The 16,282-nt window shown below is 48.0% G+C and carries 18 protein-coding genes; 6 read left to right on the top strand and 12 right to left on the bottom strand.

The genetic code is table 11. The features are described from left to right. Positions 1-51 precede the first annotated feature (51 nt). Together KNP00_RS02180 and KNP00_RS02185 are read left to right on the top strand one after the other, a co-directional pair. Positions 52-519 (top strand): hypothetical protein, encoded by a 468-nt coding sequence (locus KNP00_RS02180; protein ID WP_215141807.1) that lies wholly within the window; start codon positions 52-54, stop codon positions 517-519. 95 nt (positions 520-614) lie between these two features. Then, positions 615-1,811 (top strand): multidrug efflux MFS transporter, encoded by a 1,197-nt coding sequence (locus KNP00_RS02185; RefSeq protein ID WP_215142274.1) that lies wholly within the window; start codon positions 615-617, stop codon positions 1,809-1,811. A gap of 36 nt (positions 1,812-1,847) precedes the next feature. On the opposite strand, the gene KNP00_RS02190 is transcribed toward KNP00_RS02185, so the two are convergent. Further along, a complete protein-coding gene (locus tag KNP00_RS02190) occupies positions 1,848-3,164 on the bottom strand; it encodes a PhoH family protein (RefSeq protein ID WP_215141809.1) in 1,317 nt (438 codons plus the stop codon). A gap of 33 nt (positions 3,165-3,197) precedes the next feature. Further along, positions 3,198-3,647, bottom strand: a complete 450-nt coding sequence (locus KNP00_RS02195) for a PNPOx family protein (protein WP_215141811.1) — start codon at positions 3,645-3,647, stop codon at positions 3,198-3,200. Between the two features lie 115 nt (positions 3,648-3,762). Here KNP00_RS02195 and KNP00_RS02200 point away from each other — a divergent pair, with 115 nt between their 5' ends. Then, positions 3,763-3,963 (top strand): YlaI family protein, encoded by a 201-nt coding sequence (locus KNP00_RS02200; RefSeq protein WP_215141813.1) that lies wholly within the window; start codon positions 3,763-3,765, stop codon positions 3,961-3,963. A gap of 36 nt (positions 3,964-3,999) precedes the next feature. On the opposite strand, the gene KNP00_RS02205 is transcribed toward KNP00_RS02200, so the two are convergent. Together KNP00_RS02205 and typA are read right to left on the bottom strand one after the other, a co-directional pair. Next, complete coding sequence (locus KNP00_RS02205) at positions 4,000-4,344, bottom strand: YlaH-like family protein (RefSeq protein ID WP_215141815.1); 345 nt, start codon at positions 4,342-4,344, stop codon at positions 4,000-4,002. A gap of 83 nt (positions 4,345-4,427) precedes the next feature. Further along, positions 4,428-6,272, bottom strand: coding sequence for a translational GTPase TypA (gene typA, locus KNP00_RS02210; protein WP_215141817.1), 1,845 nt, complete (start codon positions 6,270-6,272; stop codon positions 4,428-4,430). A 163-nt stretch (positions 6,273-6,435) separates the two neighbouring features. Here typA and KNP00_RS02215 point away from each other — a divergent pair, with 163 nt between their 5' ends. Further along, a complete protein-coding gene (locus tag KNP00_RS02215; protein ID WP_215141820.1) occupies positions 6,436-6,615 on the top strand; it encodes a YlaF family protein in 180 nt (59 codons plus the stop codon). 51 nt (positions 6,616-6,666) lie between these two features. On the opposite strand, the gene KNP00_RS02220 is transcribed toward KNP00_RS02215, so the two are convergent. The 3 genes from KNP00_RS02220 to KNP00_RS02230 form a co-directional block, all read right to left on the bottom strand. Continuing rightward, entirely contained in the window at positions 6,667-7,917 is a 1,251-nt protein-coding gene (locus tag KNP00_RS02220) for an inositol monophosphatase family protein (protein WP_215141822.1), read from the bottom strand. Positions 7,918-7,993: 76 nt separating this feature from the next. Continuing rightward, on the bottom strand, positions 7,994-8,182 hold the full coding sequence (locus tag KNP00_RS02225; protein WP_015881266.1) for a hypothetical protein: 189 nt from the start codon (positions 8,180-8,182) through the stop codon (positions 7,994-7,996). 236 nt (positions 8,183-8,418) lie between these two features. Further along, on the bottom strand, positions 8,419-8,685 hold the full coding sequence (locus tag KNP00_RS02230; RefSeq protein ID WP_215141824.1) for a UPF0223 family protein: 267 nt from the start codon (positions 8,683-8,685) through the stop codon (positions 8,419-8,421). Positions 8,686-8,842: 157 nt separating this feature from the next. Between KNP00_RS02230 and KNP00_RS02235 the strand changes: the two genes are divergently transcribed. Further along, entirely contained in the window at positions 8,843-10,324 is a 1,482-nt protein-coding gene (locus tag KNP00_RS02235) for an aminotransferase class I/II-fold pyridoxal phosphate-dependent enzyme (RefSeq protein WP_215141826.1), read from the top strand. 118 nt (positions 10,325-10,442) lie between these two features. On the opposite strand, the gene KNP00_RS02240 is transcribed toward KNP00_RS02235, so the two are convergent. After that, positions 10,443-10,748 (bottom strand): DUF3055 domain-containing protein, encoded by a 306-nt coding sequence (locus KNP00_RS02240; RefSeq protein WP_215141828.1) that lies wholly within the window; start codon positions 10,746-10,748, stop codon positions 10,443-10,445. A 71-nt stretch (positions 10,749-10,819) separates the two neighbouring features. On the opposite strand from KNP00_RS02240, the gene aac(6') reads away from it, so the two are divergent. Then, a complete protein-coding gene (aac(6'), locus tag KNP00_RS02245) occupies positions 10,820-11,269 on the top strand; it encodes an aminoglycoside 6'-N-acetyltransferase (RefSeq protein ID WP_215141830.1) in 450 nt (149 codons plus the stop codon). A gap of 20 nt (positions 11,270-11,289) precedes the next feature. Here aac(6') and lpdA read toward each other — a convergent pair whose 3' ends face one another. The 4 genes from lpdA to pdhA form a co-directional block, all read right to left on the bottom strand. Next, positions 11,290-12,702, bottom strand: a complete 1,413-nt coding sequence (gene lpdA / locus KNP00_RS02250) for a dihydrolipoyl dehydrogenase (protein WP_215141832.1) — start codon at positions 12,700-12,702, stop codon at positions 11,290-11,292. A gap of 4 nt (positions 12,703-12,706) precedes the next feature. Then, positions 12,707-13,999 (bottom strand): dihydrolipoamide acetyltransferase family protein, encoded by a 1,293-nt coding sequence (locus tag KNP00_RS02255; protein ID WP_215141834.1) that lies wholly within the window; start codon positions 13,997-13,999, stop codon positions 12,707-12,709. Between the two features lie 78 nt (positions 14,000-14,077). Continuing rightward, positions 14,078-15,055, bottom strand: a complete 978-nt coding sequence (locus tag KNP00_RS02260) for an alpha-ketoacid dehydrogenase subunit beta (protein ID WP_074034993.1) — start codon at positions 15,053-15,055, stop codon at positions 14,078-14,080. Between the two features lie 3 nt (positions 15,056-15,058). Beyond that, on the bottom strand, positions 15,059-16,144 hold the full coding sequence (pdhA, locus tag KNP00_RS02265; protein ID WP_215141835.1) for a pyruvate dehydrogenase (acetyl-transferring) E1 component subunit alpha: 1,086 nt from the start codon (positions 16,142-16,144) through the stop codon (positions 15,059-15,061). Positions 16,145-16,282 lie beyond the last annotated feature (138 nt).

Raw genomic sequence — 16,282 nt, forward strand, 5'->3', positions numbered from 1 at the left:
AGAAAGAACGCTATAATGAAACGTGTAATGTGTATGAAGGGGGATGCAAGCATGATTTTTCCACTAGACGGATCGGTTCGCCATAGTTTGACGATCGACCCGACCGTATGGATTTTTGACGAACGTAAACGAAAGATTGAAGATTTAGACTCGGTGACAGAGAGTGACCGCGAGGCTTACTATGCGAAAATGGGGAAAGCATGGGATGACGGATTGTCACAAGGGACAAAGATCGATCACAATAAACCGATGTCACGACAAGATAAAGACGCTGCTTTGCGCGATTCGTTCGCCATGCCGCTCGCACCTTTCTTAAACAATGCCGAACCTGTTGAGCTCGCGACACATGTTCGTTTTTACGGGGAGACGGTGTTGACTCTACCGCTTAGCGAGGCGTCCCGTGTGTATTTACAATTTTCAAAAGATGGGAAAGTACTTGCCGATGGACCTGTCTATGTGTTGTATGAGGATCAGATCATCCGCCAAGTGAATCATATCACCGTATTAAGCAATTCATGAGAAGGGATTTCCCTTCTCTTTTTTTGGACTTTTTAATTCACAAAGTGTAGTATATAGAGTGTTGACTATTAAAAAGAAAGGTCGTGACGCTTACGATACCTCTATGGAAACGAAATTTAATTGTCGTATGGATTGGTAGTTTCTTGACCGCTGCTTCGATGAGTCTCGTCCTTCCATTTCTCCCATTGTTCATTGAACAACTCGGAGTAAAGGACCCTGACCACGTCGTCACATGGTCGGCAATCGCCTTTGGCGCGACGTTCCTCGTGGCTGCCATCGTCTCCCCGATGTGGGGGCGGTTGGCCGACCGAAAAGGAAGAAAGCTGATGCTCATTCGAGCTAGTATCGGTATGGCCATCGTCATGTTTCTCATCAGCTTCGTCCAAGACGTGTATCAACTCGTCGGGCTGCGTTTACTCATGGGTGCCGTATCCGGATTCATTTCAGCCGGCATCACGTTGGTCGCATCTCAAACTCCAAAAGAGAAAAGTGGCTGGGCGCTCGGTACCCTGTCGACCGGCGGTATTACCGGTGGTCTACTCGGTCCCCTCATCGGCGGACTGCTCGCAGACTGGATTGGGCTTCGATCCGTTTTTCTCTTTACGGGAAGTGCACTCTTCCTGACATTCCTGGTCACGCTTTTGTTCGTAAAGGAAGATTTTGTTCCGGTGAAACGTGAAGAACTCGCCTCGATGAAATCGATTTTCGCTTCTCTCCGCCATCCACAGTTGATTGTCGGACTGTTTGTGACAACGTTCCTCATCCAGTTCTCGACACAATCCATCGGACCGCTCTTGACGTTATACGTTCGTGAACTGAATCCACATACGACCGCCCTCGCCTTCACGGCGGGCATCGTCGCCTCCGCCCCTGGTTTGGCCGCCCTCTTCTCGGCGCAACGTTTAGGACGCTTGTCGGACCGTTACGGGGCAGAACGGATCTTGTTTTGGGCACTGCTCCTCTATAGCATCTTCTTGATTCCTCAAGCGTTCGTCACCTCAACGACCCAACTTATCCTGTTACGTTTCGGAATCGGGTTCGCAACGGCCGCTTTGATGCCGTCCGTTCAATCATTGCTACGCCAGCATACACCCGTCTCTGCGACCGGAAGAATCTTTTCTTACAACCAGTCCGCTCAGTTTATCGGAAACTTGCTCGGACCGTTATTCGGTTCTCAAATCGTGGCACACTTCGGCTTTTCGGCATTGTTCATCATCACGGGATTGATTATGGTCACGAATGCCTTCTTAGAGCGGACGAACGCCCAGTCGCTCCAGCTCGATACAAAATAACGCCGAGTACGAAACTCGGCGTTATTTGTGTGTCGCTTATAGTAAGTCTGCCGCGAGCCGGGCGAGTGAAGAACGCTCCCCTTTCACGAGTTGGACGTGTCCGAAGACGTTTTGTCCTTTAAAACGTTCCACCGCGTACGTCAATCCGTTTGAATACTCATCTAAATACGGGTGATCGATCTGATATGGGTCCCCGACGAGTACGATTTTCGAGTTTTCCCCGACGCGAGTGAGAATCGTCTTGATCTCATGCTTCGTCAAGTTTTGTGCCTCGTCAATGATGATGAACTGGTCGGGCATGCTTCTGCCTCGAATATAAGTCAACGCTTCTAGTTGTATCGACTTCATCCCTGCCAAAATGTTACCGAGCTCGTCTTTAGAGTTGGCGTTGAATAAAAACTCTAAATTATCATAGATCGGTTGCATCCAAGGACGTAGCTTGTCTTCCATTTCCCCTGGCAAATAGCCGATATCGTTCCCCATCGGTACGACCGGACGAGCGACGACCAGCTTATTGTAACGCTGTTCATCCTCTACGAGTGAGAGCCCCGCCGCTAACGCGAGGAGCGTCTTCCCCGTACCGGCCTTTCCAAGCAATGTGACGAACGGGATGTCATCTCGGAGCAAAAGGTCAAGAGCCATCCGTTGTTGCACGTTTCGCGGATGGATTCCCCAAATGTGATCAGCGTCTAACGCCAATGGGCGTATGATCGGTTGTAACGCGTCGACGACGGCGAGCGCACTGGCTTTTGAAATATTGCTTTTCAAGACGACAAACGCGTTTGGATACAATGCTTGCTTCGTCAACGCCGATGTCGGCAATTGACGCACTTTATAAAATTCATCGATGATGGACTGGTCGACTTCGATTTCTCGATAGCCAGCGTAAAGATTGGTCGTATCGACGATATGGTCGGTCAAATAATCTTCTGCGTCGATTCCGATTGCATCTGCTTTGACACGGACTAATATATCTTTTGAGACGACGACGACCTTTCGATCTGCGTCATGCTCATATTGTTTCATAAGTTTTAAGGCGACGAGAAGGATTCGGTTATCATTCGTCATCACGTCGAACGGGATGTCACCTTGATGTTCGTGACTAATCTCGACGAAAAGATGACCACCATTTTCAAGCGGGACGCCATCGTGGAGTTTTCCCATCTTGCGAAGTTGGTCGAGGACACGTGACGTTTCTCGGGCATTCCGCCCGACCTCATCCATGTTTCTTTTTTTGCCATCTAGCTCTTCTAATACGATCGCCGGGATGACTACATCATGCTCGTCAAATTGAAATAAGGATAGCGGATCATGTAGGAGTACGTTCGTATCAAGTACATACGTTTTTTTCATAGACTTTGCCGCCCCTCGAATATAGGATGGTATTCAAGAATGAAGACTGTCTTTCACTTCAAGGTCCAGTTTTTCCGCTGCACGGATATCATACGTTTTCGTAATTTCGGGCTGAGCGTAAGCTGCACCATAAAATGAGATGTTCCTCACTTCTTCGACATGTCCTTCGAAAAAACGAAGATGAAGGCTCGGTTTGATGGTCGGTTCAAACTCTCGGATGGATGATAGTAAGACATGGTAAGACTGACCATCTTCGATAAAGATGAGACCTACAGTTTTCTCAGTCGTCAATATGGTCACGATATGTGAATTTCTTGTCAATGCTAACCGAATCGTGACAGCGTCGAGTGCTTGCACCCAACTGATGGCGTGACTGATCGGCCATCGCTTCGCTTCATCAAAACCGACGAGAAATGTTAGCGGCATATCGTTTAACAGGTGCTTTTGTGCTGCTGTTAACTCAAAAGTTGCCTTACTCGCCATTCAACTCCCCTCCTTTAACCGGGTATGGTTGTACCATTCTCCCTTATCGGTTCATTTCCCTGCTTTCAACAGATGAAATCATGCTATACTCATCCTAGTAGAGGAAGGTGAGAAGATGCGTGTAAAATGTTCTCTTTGCGATAAAATCGAAACGATCGACTCATGGTCGTTTGAGGCAAAACGATTGCGCAATAAACCGGCTAAAACATATATGTGTCAAGAGTGTCAGGAGCGAATCAGCGAACGAACCGCCGAACGCGCCGCATCTGGACAATTCAAGTTATATCCAACATTTCGACAAAAACGAAATTGGTAATGCAAACGGGCGCCTCCGAAGAGACGCCCGTTTTTTTTATGATTCGACTGCATCTTGACGACGGTTCCACCAGAGGCGACCACGATAGATCGCCAGAACGATTGCCATGACGGCAAGCACTTCCGGAATCGGCCAAGTGAAAAAGACGAGTGCCATCGTCCCTGCCCCGAGTGCGAGCAGAACATAGACGATCAGTGACTTCCACCACGCCAGTTGCTTTGCAAAACCGAGTTTGAACACAAGAATCGTCAATAGGATGACTGTGACAACGAGTGCATTGAATCCGACAGAAAAGTCATTTTGGTCGCTACCGACACCGAGCATCGAAGCGATCCATGGTACATCGATCTGTGTGATATCGATTGTTTGAGAAGCTTTCAAGACGAAGAATCCCCCTTTATTTCATACACATCCATTTTACACTATTCGAAACAAAAGGGAACGCCGAGGCGTTCCCTAGCTACTTATTCTTTACCGAGTTTACGACGCTTGTCAGCTTTCTCGCGTTCGTTCTTATTCAACACTTTCTTACGGAGACGAATCGACTCCGGCGTGATTTCACAGTACTCGTCATCGTTCAAGAACGTGAGCGACTCTTCGAGTGAGAAGACGCGCGGACGTTTCAAGACTTGTGTCGAGTCTTTTGCCGAGGCACGCATGTTCGTCAACTGCTTCCCTTTAACGGCGTTAATGGCGAGGTCGACGTCTCGGTTACATTCACCGATAATCATCCCTTCGTATACGTCCGTACCCGGCTCGATGAAGATCGTTCCACGGTCTTCAAGTGCACCGATCGAGTAAGCCGTCGATTTCCCATTTTCGATACATACCATTACACCGCTACGGCGTCCACCGATGTCAGCAGAGATGAACGGACGATACTCTTCGAACGTGTGGTTCAAAATTCCGTATCCGCGTGTTGCCGACAAGAACTCGTTACGATATCCGATGAGCCCACGTGACGGAACGATGAATTCCATCCGTGTCTGTCCATTGTCGTTCGTGTTCATATTAGCGAGTTCACCTTTACGAAGACCGATCGATTCCATGACAGGGCCTGTGTACTCTTCCGGTACATCGATGAGAACTCGTTCGAACGGCTCAACTTTCGTGCCATCTTCATCTTCGCGAATGATTACTTGCGGTTTAGATACTTGTAGCTCATATCCTTCACGGCGCATGTTTTCAATCAAAATACCGAGGTGAAGCTCACCGCGTCCTGATACGACCCACTGATCCGGTGAATCCGTGTTTTCGACGCGAAGTGAGACGTCAGTTTCAAGTTGCTTCATCAAACGTTCTTCGATTTTACGTGCTGTCACGAAATCGCCCTCACGTCCTGCAAATGGTGAGTTGTTTGTCATGAAGCGCATTTGAAGCGTTGGCTCATCGATACGAAGAAGCGGGAGTGCATCTTCTTCACCGACTGGCGTGACCGTCTCACCGACGTTGATATCTTCCATCCCTGCGATCGCAATCAAATCGCCAGCTTTCGCTTCTTCGATTTCAACACGTTTGAGTCCGAAGTAACCGAACAACTTCGTGACGCGAAGTTGTTTCACTGTACCGTCAGTCTTGCAAAGAGATACTTGTTCTCCGACTTTGATTCTTCCACGGAAGACACGACCGACACCGATTCGGCCAAGGTAGTTATCATAATCGAGCATCGTCACTTGGAACTGAAGTGGCTCATCTGAATTATCGATTGGAGCCGGTGTGTTCTCGAGAATCGTGTCGAGTACGTGCGTGATTGTATCTTCTTGTTTCTCAGGATCAGGATCGAACGAACTCGAACCGCTGACAGCCGATGTATAGACGACAGGGAATTCAAGTTGATCTTCATCTGCGCCAAGGTCAATCAAGAGATCGACGACTTCGTCGACAACGTCAAGCGGACGAACCATCGGCTTGTCGATTTTGTTGACAACGACGATTGGACGAAGTCCTTGGTCAAGTGCTTTTTTCAATACGAAACGAGTTTGTGGCATACAGCCCTCGCGCGCATCGACGACGAGGATGACCCCATCAACCATACGCATGATTCGTTCAACTTCCCCACCGAAGTCTGCGTGACCTGGTGTGTCGACGATGTTGATTCGTGTGTCTTTGAAATCGATTGCCGTGTTTTTAGCAAGAATCGTGATTCCGCGCTCACGCTCGATGTCATTTGAGTCCATCGCACGTTCTGCGACCGCCTCGTTCGTCCGGAATGTACCAGACTGTTTCAATAATTCATCGACTAACGTTGTTTTACCATGGTCAACGTGTGCGATGATGGCTACGTTACGAAGGTTTGTTCTTACGTTCATGTAGTTATTCCTCTCTTATTTAAAAAGTTTCAGCTTTTCTTCAACTTAAAGAGTATAGCACACGTCACAGTACCTTTGTCGAGTGGAATCGACTGTGAACGTTTTCATCGGACGTTTTTTATCATACAATGGGGTAGACAAGAGAAAATAAGGAGGAATCTCCATGCAACTAATGTTTCTATTGATTGCCATGGCCGTCGTCGCCGGATTTGTCGGCATCGGGATCGGCGTCGCCGAAGGAAGTGCCGCCATCATATTAGGTAGTCTCGTATTAAGTGGGATTGCGACTTTCTTTGGCATTCAACTACGCCGTCGCATCCTGTCCGATCGCCATTCTTCATAAAAAAGGGGGTGCTCTGATCAATGTCAGAGCACCCTTTCATTACATGAACGACTATAACGGACGAGTCAAACAGATCCGGTCACGTAAAGCCAACCCATCCTCTTCAATCTCACCGTAGCCATGATTGATAAAATAATCCCGCTCTACCGAATCAAATCGGAAGCCGGCTTGCTGATAAAAACGTAACTGCATGATGCTTGAGTTCCCCGTACAGACGAGCAGTTCTTTCCCACCGAGCAACGTCGCCCGTTTCACCGCATCTTGTAGCATCCGCTGTCCGATCGTCTGGTTTTGACGTTCCGGTTTCACCGCGATGTTAACGAGTTCGAACCGGCTTCCCTCGCGTGCCACCAACATGTATGCTCCGACGATTTCCTTACCGAGCAACGCTCTGAACGTGCGTCCTTCTTCGAATTGTTCCCGAACCATCGCTTCATTCGGGTTCGCCAGTACAAGAAGGTCTCGCACTTCTCCGTACGTTTCATGGGCGACGATGCGAAGGTCGGGCTTCGCTTCGGCCGTCACTTTTGCGATGACATAATGTTTCATGACGTCGTTCACAAACGACTCACTGCCTGCCAATACGGATGTTTTGCCATCGTATCGTATAGGTTCACCATACAACGTGACGACACGCCCTCCCACTTCTTCCACGAGTAACTTTCCGGCAGCATAATCCCACGGCATATTGCGCATCGTGATGTAGCCGTCCACCCGACCGGCAGCAAGCCAGGCTAATTCAAGTGACGCGGCCCCATGTGCCCGGGTGCCAACCGAATCTCGTACAATCGGTGCCAAAATCTCAGGAGCGATTTGATGATTCGGCGTGACCCATGTCGCGTTCATACTTAAGAAAGCGTCACGCACGTGATGTTCATGCAGTTTTGTCAACGTTCGCCCGTTCAATGTCGCCCCGTATCCTCTCCGAGCCATGAACATCTCATCCGCCATGACGTCATATACAAATCCATATTCAACGACCCCATCCACCATGATGGCGATTGAGATGGCAAACATACGTTTTTGATGTATAAAGTTGAGCGTTCCATCAATCGGGTCGACGAACCAGACCGTCCCTGTCAGGGTGTCTGGTTGATCTGCCGTCCCTTCTTCCCCCATAATTTGATGCTCGGGGAACGTTTTTTGAATGCGATGCACAATCAGTTGTTCCACCGCTCGATCAATCTCCGTGACCAGATCCCCTTTTCCGGTCTTTCGTTCCACTTCGTAGCTTTGATCGATCTCACGGCGAATCAACTCTCCCGCTTGTTTGATCAGATCGACTGCGAACCATTCTATCATCTATCATCACCTCAACTGTATTGTACCAAACAAAAACCAGTATCCGCTCGGAATACTGGCTGAATGTGTGTATAGGTTAGGCTTCGAGACGCAATAATTCTTGGCGATACTTCTCTAACCGATGCTTACTAGCCTGAACTGTGGCATCATCTTGTGACGCCATCGCATCGAAAAGTGTTGCCAATTCATAATCAATCTCCAAGCGCAGCACCGGAATCCGTTTTTCTGCGTCTTTTCTTTTAAATGCCTCAATTACTTGTTTCATAAGATGCCACACTCCTTTTGTTGGGCTGCAAGTTACGGTTTAATGAGTTGAATTGAGTATATCAGATAAAAACCGAAAAAGAAAGAGAATTTTCTGACTATTTTGAATTTTTTATCTTAATGGATATATTCCCAATTCTGAAGCGCTTAAACCTGAATCGCTGTTAAAGAACTGTACCCGAATCAAAAAAGAATATAACAAAAAACATGCCCGGATTGTCTCGGGCATGTCTGGACTTACATTTTGATTATTTTACTCGAAGATTTCTGAGCCGCTTGAACCGTACGATACGTAGAATATCCAGTCTGTTCATCATGAGCCGCGTTCAGTTGTTTCTCTTCCGCCTTAGATGTTACGATCTGTTTAAAGGCGCGATATGCGTCGAGGAAAACCTCTCGTTCGACGCCGCCTTCATTCGCTTGTGCGACGACACTGTAAAACTCGACGACATCAATCAATTCGTCTGTCGTCCAATCCGAATTGATCGGATAATTGATTTGCATATTGTTCACCTCGAGACTTATTGTAACAACAAAAAAAAGTATTGCAAGTTGGGCCATAAATCTCTATAGTTTTTTTGTTGCTACTTTTTGATGCCAACATATAACGAAACGTTATGATTCACTTCATAAATATACTGTTTTCAAGGGGGATTTACGATTGAAATTAAAAGGTGCCACTCAGCTAGAAACGCCATTGTTTGACACATTGCTCGAGCATGTCGACTCAAATCCGATCGCGTTCCATATTCCTGGCCACAAAAGCGGAAAAGGGATGGACCCCGTGTTTCGTGATTTTATTGGCGAAAACGCCCTAAAAATTGATTTGATCAACATTGCCCCACTCGATGACCTTCATCATCCGAAAGCGGCAATCGCTGAAGCGGAACGCTTGGCGGCAGAGGCGTTCCTTGCTGATGAGACCTTTTTCTCCGTACAAGGTACATCGAGTGCAATCATGGCCATGATTATGGGCGTTGTCGGACCGAACGAGAAAATCATCGTTCCCCGGAATGTGCATAAGTCGGTCATGTCCGCACTCGTCCTTACAGGTGCTCACCCGGTCTTCATCCACCCGGAGTTCGACGAGACATATGGCATCGCCCACGGAATCACTGCAAGTGCCGTAGAGCGCGCACTCGAGCTTCACCCAGACACAAAAGCCGTTCTCGTCATCAACCCAACTTACTTTGGTGTCGCAGGAGATTTGGAGCGAATCGTCTCTGTCGCCCATGCGCAAGATGTCCCCGTCCTCGTGGATGAAGCACATGGGGTGCATCTCCCGTTTCACGATGAGCTTCCCCTCTCTGCGATGCAAGCCGGGGCCGATGTGGCTGCGACAAGCGTCCATAAGCTTGGGGGGTCGATGACCGGTAGCTCTATTTTGAACGTACGACGCGGTCTCGTCTCGCCAGAACGAATCCATGCGATGCTTTCGATGATTACAACGACATCCACCTCATATCTACTTCTCGCCTCGCTTGACGCCGCACGTCGACAGCTTGCGACGAAAGGACATATGATGAATGAACGGGCACTCGACCTTGCCCGAACGGCTCGTTCGGCAATCAATCAGATGACGAACTTATCTGTATATGGACATGCTGAATTGCATTCAGAATCCACTTACGCACTCGACGAGACGAAAATCCTCGTGTCAGTAAGTGAGCTCGGTGTAACAGGGTTTGAGGTGGAGAAGTATCTCCGTGAACAACATCGCATCGAAGTCGAAATGTCAGATTTACTGAACGTTCTCTTCATCGTCACGTCAGCGGATGACGAGTCGACGATTAAAACGTTGATCGATGCGATGCAAGACGTCGTATCCGTCTATCAGAAATCAGGTAATGACTCGCTCACCATCATGCTACCTGAGATTCCACCGCTTGCGCTTAGTCCACGTGATGCATTTTATGAAGAGTCAGAGACCATTCCTCTCGAGAACGCCGTCGGTCGCATTTCAGCGGAGTTCATTATGGTATACCCACCAGGGATTCCGATTATCATCCCAGGTGAACTGATCACGACGTCGACTCTTGACTACATCATGGCTAATATCGAAGCAGGACTCCCTGTCCAGGGACTTGAAGATGAGTCGCTTCAAATGATTAAAGTCATTCAACAAACAAAAGCGATTCGCTAAATAAAAAATGAGCCGGTCATCATGACCGGCTCATTTTTTATGTCATCTCAGAAAAGGTGGCTGTAGATGATCGAATTGCTTCCCCTACATCCCATTATAAGAAAACGCTTACATTTTTTCAAGTGTCAATTTCTTCGGAAGGCTGTGTTTTTTCGACTAAGCAGAGCCGCAAAAACTCAGCGACGTGTTCCGTATCGTTCAAGTTGATACCAAGCATCGGGTACAATTGACGCGGCTCTTCTAGCGCATGCAAATCGAGAAGGGCAGATTGACCGGTTTGCATGCAGACGACTAACACCTTGCCCATGAATTGGTGTGTGTAGACGAAACCAAAATCATAACGGGCGGCTTCTGTTTCAATCCCGGTAAAACGGACACGACTCGTCTCGGACACCGTATATAATAACTCCTCATCGAATGCCATCAGGATTCCCTCCCTTCTCTCTTAAGTATTTTCCTTTATACTACAAGTACGAAACCTAAGGAGAGATCAGAATGAAAATTGATTATGCGACTGAAGTGGATTTAGAGACCCTTGTTCAGCTCATGCATCAACTTTGGCCAGACGCCCCTGATGATGAATTACGTATGGAAGTCAGGAGCGGAATCGCTTCAAAGAACATGCATTATTTCATCGCCTCAAACGAAACAGGACAGGTTGGTTTTTGTCAGCTCAGTTTCCGTCATGACTATGTCCCCGGCTCCACCACCTCTCCGACAGCATACGTGGAGGGAATCTATGTCATCGAGTCAGAGCGCCATCGAGGCGTCGCTACTCGTTTGGTCGATGCTGCGTCGACCTTCGCGGCGCGTCATGGGTGCATCGAACTGGCATCGGATACCGAGCTTGAAAACGAGGACAGTCAACGCTTTCACGAGAAAATTGGATTCAAGGAAGTCGAGCGTGTCGTCACCTACATGAAAAACCTCTCTCACGATTCGTGAGAGAGGTTTTATGAGTGTTCTTATTTAACGACGTGGATTGGCATACCCATTGCGATTTCAGCAGCTTCCATTGCCATCTCACCGAGTGATGGGTGAGCGTGGATTGTAAGTGCGATATCTTCAGCAGTCATACCAGCCTCGATTGCAAGACCAAGCTCAGCGATCATGTCTGAAGCGCCAGTACCCGCGATTTGAGCACCGATCAAGAGACCGTCCTCTTTGCGTGTGATGAGCTTCATGAAGCCGTCTGGCTCGTCAAGTGCAAGTGCACGACCGTTCGCTGCGAATGGGAATTTCGAAACTGTGATTTCGAGTCCTTCTTCTTTTGCGAGTGGTTCTGTGTAACCGACAGTCGCGAGTTCAGGGTCTGTGAAGACGACTGCAGGGATTGCAGAATAGTCGAGATAAGCTGGCTTATCTGCTGCTGCTTCTGCTGCAATTTTAGCCTCGTAAGAAGCTTTGTGAGCAAGTGGTGGTCCAGGAACGATATCACCGATTGCAAAGATGTTTTCGTTAGAAGTTTTGCACTGGTCATCGATTTCGATGATTCCACGATCGCTAACTTTAACTTCCGCATTTTCGAGACCGATATCGCTCGTGTTCGGACGACGACCAACCGTGACGAGCACATAGTCCGCTTCGACCGTTTGCTCTTCGCCGTTCACTTCAAACTTGACAGTTACGCCGTCTTCCGTTTCTTCGACACCTTTAGCAAGTGCGTTCGTGTGGATTGTGACGTTCCCTTTTTGTTTGAGCTTCTTCTTAACGATTTGCGTCATTTGTGGCTCGAAGCCAGACAAGATGTCGCTAGCGCCTTCTACAACGATAACTTCTGTATCGAAGTTAGCGTATGCCGTACCGAGCTCCATACCGATGTAGCCTCCGCCGATGACGACGAGCTTTTTCGGTACTTCAGGAAGTGCCAATGCGCCAGTTGAAGAGAGGACGCGTTTAGACCACTTGAACGATGGGATCTCGATCGGTGTAGAACCGGTCGCGATGATTGCTTTTTTAAATTTATAAGGAGTTGAGCTGTCTTCAGTGATGACACGGACTGTATCTTCAGAAGCGAAGAAAGCTTCACCTTGAACGATTTCAATTTTGTTTCCTTTGAGAAGGCCTTTGACTCCGCCAGTCAATTTGTTAACGACTGACTGTTTCCAGTCTTGAACTTTTGTGAAGTCCACTGACACGTTATCAGAAGTGATTCCCATTGAATCGTGTCCTTTAGCGTGTTGGAAGTTATGTCCCGCTGTGATCAACGCTTTTGATGGGATACATCCGACGTTCAAGCAGACACCACCGAAGTTGCCTTTCTCAACGATTGTTACTTTCATTCCGAGCTGCGCGCCACGGATTGCGGCAACGTATCCACCAGGACCGGCACCGATGACAAGTAAATCAGTTTCTTGTGCGAATTCTCCTACTACCATGTTCTTATCCCTCCATCATTAGAAGTGCTGGGTCTTCGAGCAAGCGTTTCACCATGTTAAGAGCGTTCTGTGCAGTCGCACCGTCGATGAGGCGGTGGTCGAAGCTGAATGAGAGTGCAAGTACTGGCGCAGCAACGATTTCACCGTTTTTCACGACAGCTTTTTCAGCGATGCGACCGATCCCGAGAATCGCAACTTCTGGGTGGTTGATGACCGGAGTGAACCATTGTCCACCAGCTGAACCGATGTTCGTGATTGTGATCGATCCGCCTTTCATGTCTTCCCCAGCGAGTTTGCCTTCACGAGCTTTTCCTGCAAGTTCGTTAATGTTTGAAGCAAGTGCATAGATTGACTTACGGTCTGCATCTTTCACGACTGGTACAACGAGCCCGTTGTCCGTGTCAGCTGCGATTCCGATGTTGTAGTAGTTTTTGTAGACGATTTCTTCGTTGACATCATCGATTGAAGCGTTGATTGTTGGGAATGCTTTCGCTGCAGCAGTCAATGCTTTCACGACGAATGGCAAGTACGTGAGTTTCACGCCTTGGTCCGCTGCGACTTGCTTGAAGTCCTTACGGAGTGCAACGAGTTTCGTCACGTCGACTTCGTCCATGAGTGTAACGTGTGGTGCAGTGTGTTTCGAGTTAACCATAGCTTTCGAGATGGCTTTACGGATTCCGCGGATCTTCTCACGTGTTTCAAGTTCTGGAGTCGCTGACTCGTAAGGCTTGATTTCCGTTTTCTCAGCTGCTGCCGGTGCTACAGAATCTGTTTTCTCTGTTGTAGATTCTGTAGACGGTGCTTCACCGTTTGCGAATGCGTCGATGTCTTCTTTCAAGACGCGACCGTTGTCGCCAGAGCCGTTGACTTCACGGATATCGACACCTTTTTCACGCGCATACTTACGAACCGATGGCATCGCGATGACACGTTCAGATTTGTGAAGTTGAACATCGCGTGGCGCGTCTTCTTTCACATCTTCTTTTACGTCTTCTGTCTTCTCTTCTGCTTTCGGTTGTTCAGGTGCCTCTTCTTCTTCACCTGCTGGTGCGTCGCCTTCGATGTCAAATGTAATGAGGACGTCGCCGACTACGGCAACTGTACCTTCAGAAACTTTAACCTCTTTGACTGTACCGTCGACTGGAGCTGGGATTTCAACGACTGCTTTGTCGTTTTGTACTTCTAAAAGAACGTCGTCCTCTTTGACCGTATCCCCTGCTTTTACGAACCACTTGACGATTTCACCTTCGTGAATACCTTCACCGATATCTGGTAATTTAAATTCAAATACTGCCACTGGTTTTTCCTCCCATCAATTCATCATGTAAACACGACAAGGGAGACAATTCTCCCTCATCGTTTATTCGACACGATCTTAGAAGTTCACAACTTCCTTAACTTTTGCAACGACATCTTTATGGTCAGGTAACCACATGTCTTCACCTTGTGCGAATGCGAAGACTGTGTCTGGTGCAGTAACTCGAAGAACTGGTGCTTCGAGGTGAAGAATTGCGCGCTCTTGAATTTCAGTTACAACGTTCGCCGCGATACCTGCTTGACGTTGTGCCTCTTGAACGACGATCGCACGACCTGTTTTCTTAACAGACTCTACGATTGTGTCGATATCAAGCGGGCTCACTGTCATGAGGTCGATGACTTCAACGTTAATGTTTTCTTTTTCGAGTTCTTCCGCTGCTTTAAGTGATGTATGCACCATCGCACCGTAAGTGATGATTGAAACGTCTGTACCTTCACGTTTCACGTCTGCCTTACCGAGTTCGATTGTGTAATCACCTTCAGGCACTTCGCCACGGAACGAACGATACAATTTCATGTGCTCGAGGAACACGACCGGGTCGTTGTCACGGATTGACGCGATCAACAAGCCTTTTGCATCGTACGGAGTCGATGGAATGACGACTTTAAGACCAGGTGTCTGAGCCATCAAACCTTCGAGGCTGTCCGCGTGAAGCTCAGGCGTCTTAACGCCGCCACCGAATGGTGAACGGATTGTGATCGGTTGGCTGTAAGCGCCGCCTGAACGGTAACGCATACGCGCCATCTGAGCTGCGATTGAGTCAAATACTTCGAATACGAATCCGAAGAACTGAACTTCCATGATTGGACGGAACCCAGTGAGACCGAGACCGATCGCGAGACCACCAATTCCTGATTCAGCGAGCGGTGTATCGAATACACGGTCTTCGCCGAGCTCATCTTGGAGACCTTCCGTCGCACGGAATACCCCACCGTTTTTACCAACGTCTTCTCCGAAAAGAAGTACTTTCTCGTCGCGCTTCATTTCAACGCGCATCGCATCAGTAATCGCTTGGATCATTGTCATTTGAGCCATAACTTACTTCGACTCCTTTGCAGTATATTCTTCAAGCTGTTCTTTCAAGTTTGAAGGAAGTTCTTCGAACATGTTGTTGATGAAGTCCGAAACTTTTTGTTTAGGTTCTTTGTCAGCTTGGCTGATCGCTTCTTTCACGTCAGTTTTCGCTTGTTCGATCACTTCGTTCTCCATGTCTTCGTTCCAGAGCTTTTTGTTCTCGAGGAAGAGACGGAAACGAACGAGTGGGTCTTTTTCTTGATATTCCGTATCAAGTTCTTTTGTACGGTAACGTGTTGGGTCATCTCCAGCGAGTGTGTGTGGCCCGTAACGGTAAGTGAGTGCTTCGATGAGTGTCGGTGTTCCTTCAAGTGCGTCAACACGAGCTTGTTGTGTTGCTGCGAGCACCGCGAGAACGTCCATTCCATCTACTTGGATGCCGTTGATTCCGGCTGCAACAGCTTTTTGCGCGATCGTTTTAGCTGCTGTCTGCTTTTCAACAGGAGTTGAGATAGCGAAGCGGTTGTTTTGAACGACGAAGATTGCTGGCGATTTAAATGCACCTGCAAAGTTCAATCCCTCATAGAAGTCACCTTGTGATGAACCACCGTCACCTGTGTACGTGATCGCAACATTTTCGTTGCCGTTACGTTTGAGACCCATCGCCACACCAGCAGTTTGAACGATTTGTGCACCGATGATGATTTGTGGCATCAAGACGTTTACATCTTCAGGGATGCGGTTTCCTGCCACGTGTCCACGTGAGAACAAGAACGCTTGATAGAGTGGAAGTCCGTGGAATACGAGTTGTGGAATATCACGATATCCCGGTAAGATCCAGTCTTTTTTGTCGAGCGCGTATTGCGTCCCGATCATCGTCGCTTCCTGTCCTGCCACTGGCGCATAAAATCCTAAACGGCCTTGACGGTTAAGCGAGATTGCGCGTTGGTCCCAGATTCGAGTATAGACCATGCGACGCATGAGTTCCTGAAGTTGCTCGTCCGTTAGGTCAGGCATTGCGTCTTGGTTGACGACCTCACCCTTCTCGTCGAGAATACGGAACGTTTGGAAGTTATCTTCCACGTTTTGAAGTACCTGAACGTTGTTCATTCGTTTCACCTCATCCTTTCAACTATGAGACAATTGTCTTTTTTGTGATCAAACACTAACTCAAATCTTACGTGTATCTGTCCAAAAAAGCAATCTGTATTAACGTGATTCAGGAAAGTTCTCCTTTCCTGCCGTTTC

It is taken from the genome of Exiguobacterium qingdaonense, from assembly GCF_018617855.1.
In the GTDB taxonomy this organism is placed as follows: Bacteria; Bacillota; Bacilli; order Exiguobacteriales; family Exiguobacteriaceae; genus Exiguobacterium; species Exiguobacterium qingdaonense.

Excerpts from the sequence above, each read along its gene's own strand:
- KNP00_RS02180 (WP_215141807.1), top strand. The coding sequence starts at position 52 with ATGATTTTTCCACTAGACGGATCGGTTCGCCATAGTTTGACGATCGAC.
- KNP00_RS02190 (WP_215141809.1), bottom strand. The coding sequence starts at position 3,164 with ATGAAAAAAACGTATGTACTTGATACGAACGTACTCCTACATGATCCG.
- KNP00_RS02195 (WP_215141811.1), bottom strand. The coding sequence starts at position 3,647 with ATGGCGAGTAAGGCAACTTTTGAGTTAACAGCAGCACAAAAGCACCTG.
- KNP00_RS02200 (WP_215141813.1), top strand. The coding sequence starts at position 3,763 with ATGCGTGTAAAATGTTCTCTTTGCGATAAAATCGAAACGATCGACTCA.
- typA (WP_215141817.1), bottom strand. The coding sequence starts at position 6,272 with ATGAACGTAAGAACAAACCTTCGTAACGTAGCCATCATCGCACACGTT.
- KNP00_RS02215 (WP_215141820.1), top strand. The coding sequence starts at position 6,436 with ATGCAACTAATGTTTCTATTGATTGCCATGGCCGTCGTCGCCGGATTT.
- KNP00_RS02220 (WP_215141822.1), bottom strand. The coding sequence starts at position 7,917 with ATGATAGAATGGTTCGCAGTCGATCTGATCAAACAAGCGGGAGAGTTG.
- KNP00_RS02225 (WP_015881266.1), bottom strand. The coding sequence starts at position 8,182 with ATGAAACAAGTAATTGAGGCATTTAAAAGAAAAGACGCAGAAAAACGG.
- KNP00_RS02230 (WP_215141824.1), bottom strand. The coding sequence starts at position 8,685 with ATGCAAATCAATTATCCGATCAATTCGGATTGGACGACAGACGAATTG.
- KNP00_RS02240 (WP_215141828.1), bottom strand. The coding sequence starts at position 10,748 with ATGGCATTCGATGAGGAGTTATTATATACGGTGTCCGAGACGAGTCGT.
- lpdA (WP_215141832.1), bottom strand. The coding sequence starts at position 12,702 with ATGGTAGTAGGAGAATTCGCACAAGAAACTGATTTACTTGTCATCGGT.
- KNP00_RS02260 (WP_074034993.1), bottom strand. The coding sequence starts at position 15,055 with ATGGCTCAAATGACAATGATCCAAGCGATTACTGATGCGATGCGCGTT.
- pdhA (WP_215141835.1), bottom strand. The coding sequence starts at position 16,144 with ATGAACAACGTTCAGGTACTTCAAAACGTGGAAGATAACTTCCAAACG.